This window comes from Nitrososphaera sp. AFS, assembly GCF_009898475.1.
Taxonomy (GTDB): domain Archaea; phylum Thermoproteota; class Nitrososphaeria; order Nitrososphaerales; family Nitrososphaeraceae; genus Nitrosopolaris.
The window spans coordinates 674-4,218 of the sequence record NZ_QURE01000101.1; the positions used below are offsets into that span (position 1 = coordinate 674).

3 protein-coding genes are annotated in these 3,545 nt (G+C 38.3%); 1 reads left to right on the forward strand and 2 read right to left on the reverse strand.

Going from position 1 to position 3,545, the window contains the following annotated elements; translation table 11 throughout:
• The first annotated feature begins 111 nt into the window (after positions 1 to 111).
• On the forward strand, positions 112 to 978 hold the full coding sequence (locus DYY65_RS09610; protein WP_162477745.1) for a proline dehydrogenase family protein: 867 nt from the start codon (positions 112 to 114) through the stop codon (positions 976 to 978).
• Between the two features lie 134 nt (positions 979 to 1,112).
• Here DYY65_RS09610 and DYY65_RS09615 read toward each other — a convergent pair whose 3' ends face one another.
• Positions 1,113 to 2,696, reverse strand: coding sequence for an aldehyde dehydrogenase family protein (locus DYY65_RS09615; RefSeq protein WP_162477746.1), 1,584 nt, complete (start codon positions 2,694 to 2,696; stop codon positions 1,113 to 1,115).
• Positions 2,697 to 2,781: 85 nt separating this feature from the next.
• Positions 2,782 to 3,435, reverse strand: a complete 654-nt coding sequence (locus tag DYY65_RS09620; protein ID WP_162477747.1) for a mechanosensitive ion channel family protein — start codon at positions 3,433 to 3,435, stop codon at positions 2,782 to 2,784.
• Positions 3,436 to 3,545 lie beyond the last annotated feature (110 nt).

Consider the following 3,545-nt stretch of genomic DNA (forward strand, 5'->3'; position numbering starts at 1 on the left):
GATACAGAAATATATCTTGAAGCCTCAATAATTACGTGTAAGTAGATGAATTCAGGCATTCTGTCTAGTCACCCATACAGCCATAATCATATGCTCATGGAACGACTACTTATGAGTTTAGTCAAAAGATGGGCTGCAGGTAGTAGTATGGAGGATGCTATCGTGGCTGCCAAAAACTGCAATTTGAGAGGACAAAGGGTGATATTGAATCGCCTCGGTGAGGAGTATACTGAGGAAAACAAAATAAATCAAGTGATGGAGGAATATTCTAATTTACTTGGAAGATTATATTTGGAGAAAGTCGAAGGTTCCATTTCTGTCAAGCTGTCACAGCTTGGACTATCCATTAGTCATGACCTTTGTTTGAAGAATTTGAAATCTCTTGTCCGAAGGGCAAAAGAATTCGAGAAATTTGTTTGGATCGATATGGAGTCTTCCAAGTACACGGATGTTACATTAATGATCTACTTTGAGATGCTTCGCTGTCATAGAGGAATTGGAGTTGTTCTCCAGTCTGCACTTAGGCGTAGCGCGAGTGATCTTTTACATCTAATTGAAGTAGGCGGTATAGTAAGACTAGTAAAGGGTGCATATCATGAGAATGAACAAATTGCCTTTACATCCCCCATTGAAGTCAAAGCAAATTATACAAAATTGTTGGATATAATATTTAATAGCAGTCACACAATTACTAAGGTCAATAACGGTGACATTAAGTTTGCCATTGCAACACATGATTCTTATTTAGTTGACTATGCGATTCGGCTATCGAGAGTTTCAGGATTTCCTAAAAACAACTTTGAATTTGAATTCTTAAAGGGAATTCGCGACGACTTAAAGAGAAGTTTAGTCGGTCAGGGATTTATAGTAGCAGAATACGTACCATATGGTGATGAATGGCTTTCATATTCAATTAGAAGATTGAGAGAAAGAAAGAGAAACTTGTTCTTGTTGGCACGTTCTTTGGTTCTCTTGTAGGTGTATTTACAATACCCCAACTTATCATTTAACATCTTAATACATTTTCAGTTGAAGATATTGAATGAAGAAAAATCTGGATAAGCTGTTTTATTCTTGATAATGTCTAGAATATTGTTGTCCAATAAACTCTCCTAGGTACTTCGTATGCTACCCATAGTTTGGCTTTGTTCGTGCATGAACTGAGTTAAATAGTATGGTCCTCCTGAGCCTAAGCCTGTTGTACCAGACTTCTTCCAACCAACAAATGATTGACAGCCAACCATCGCTCCTGTAGTTGCGCTTCCGGCCCGATTAACATAAATTACACCTGACTCGATACCTTCGATAAATTTCTCAATCTCTTCTTTGTTCTTGGAGTAGATTCCCGCTGTCAATCCATACTTGGAACGATTACATGATCTGATGGCATCTTTGATATTATCATATTCTATCAGACACAATATAGGCACAAAAAGTTCATTTGCCAGCAACCAATGATCTCCAAGTAATCCCTCTATGATCGTAGGCTCAACATAAAACCCGTGTCTCAACTCACCATTCTTACAAACGCGGCCTCCCATCAGTATCCTCCCATCTCTAGAAGCTAGTCTAACATAGGTCCGATAATTTTTATAAGCATCCATGCTTATCAGAGGACCAACAAAGGTATTGCGCTCAAGAGGATTTCCGACTTTTAACTGATTATTTCTATTCACAAGTTCCTCAACGAATTGGCGTTTGATCTTTTTCTGCACATATGCGATCGAACAGGCACTACACTTCTGTCCAGCATATCCAAATGCAGCATTGGTTATTCCATAAGCAGCTTGTCCTAGATCTGCGCTTTCGGTAACTATTGCTGGATTTTTTCCTCCCAATTCTGTGATAGCCGGCCTTACGATAATTCTGTTGAATCTCCTAAGGATTTCATGCCCTGCTTTCACTGAACCAGTGAATGCTATTCCTGCCACGTGTTCATTTCGAGATATATTTCGGCCAAATTCTGTACCTGGACCTGTAATAAAATTTATCATACCATCGGGCAATCCCACATCAAGCATAATTTCCACAAATTTGTATCCGGAAGTTGGAGCTGTACTTGCAGGTTTTATTATTACTGTATTTCCAGTAATAAGGGCCCCGATACTCATCCCTACCAATATTGCTGCTGGAAAATTAAATGGGGCTATTACAGCCCATACTCCATATGGCTTCATAACACTTATACTAGTCTCCCCGTTGTGCGCACTCTTCATTGGTGTTGAAAATCCCCTATTGGTCTCCATACTCGCACAGTAATATCTAATAAAATCAATAGCTTCATCAACATCGGCCATTGCTTCATATCTATTCTTACCATTTTCATATGATAACCATGCTGCAATCTCGAACTTACTCCGACGTAACCTCTCTGCGGCATCTGCACATATTTTTATTCGTCTTTTGTAATCGTATTTTCGCCAGATTTCGAACGAATCTTTGGCCGCATTAATGGCGTTTATTGTGTCTTCGGATGTCGCTCGTGAGAAATATCCTAAGGTTATCCGAGTATCAATAGGTGAGTGTAGAGCAAATGTGGTTTGTGTCATTATTTTCTTTCCACCAATAATCAGCGGATACACATTGCCGAATTCACTTTTGACATTCTGGAGTGCTAGTTCATAACGATCATGAAATGAATCTTCTTTTTTTGAAAGCACAAATTTGTTAAAAGTCTGTTCATTTTTGAACCTCATAAAGTAACTATACAGATTGAAGCTTAATAAATTATCATAGCCAAGGCTAAGACTTTAACAGAAATACTAATATTTACAATTTCACTTACCAGATGTAAAATGGCGCAGGCACTCTTGGAGTTTCTGGGCCTTTAAGTACTATGGAAGTTGTTATCAACAATGTATTAGGGACGAGTACTGAATCACCGCTGTCCATGTGCAGTCCTGAATACAACAATCCAACGTCCGATACTCTGCCACTATTTCCAAGGACTGTAATCCTGTCCTCTATTTGAAATGGTCTAGTTATTATCAGATACATACCTGCAATCAAATTACCAATCACATTTTGTGCAGCAAAACCTATTACTACTCCAGTTATAGTTCCAATTGCCGCTGCTAACGTTGGATTTTGGCTGAGATATGATATTATAACAGCGGTAATTATTAAGGAACCAAGTATTCTAATAAGACTTTTTATCGATTTTGCAGTCAAGTTAGATTGACGCGCAGCCATGGCTAGTTTGAAAGCGGAATTGCTAATCACCTCCATTACGATATAACCTATCAAAGCAAATTGTGCTATCTGAGCATACAGCAAAAATTTAGGAGGTATCAAGGGCCCTAGTAAAACTGTGGTGAGACTTAGTGCAACAACTAAAACTATGCCCAAAATGGTAACTCTTTTCCAAACTGATTGCCTAGTCTGTTTTTCAATTGTGTGAACTGAACCTTTCTCAGGAAAATAAGTGTTAACCATTGACCGGAGAGGTATATGTCAATTGCAGATAAAGTTATCGTTATCATTAGTATAAGGATGAAACTATCAACTTTCAAGTTAGAGTGCCATATTTGTTCAATTAGAATTCT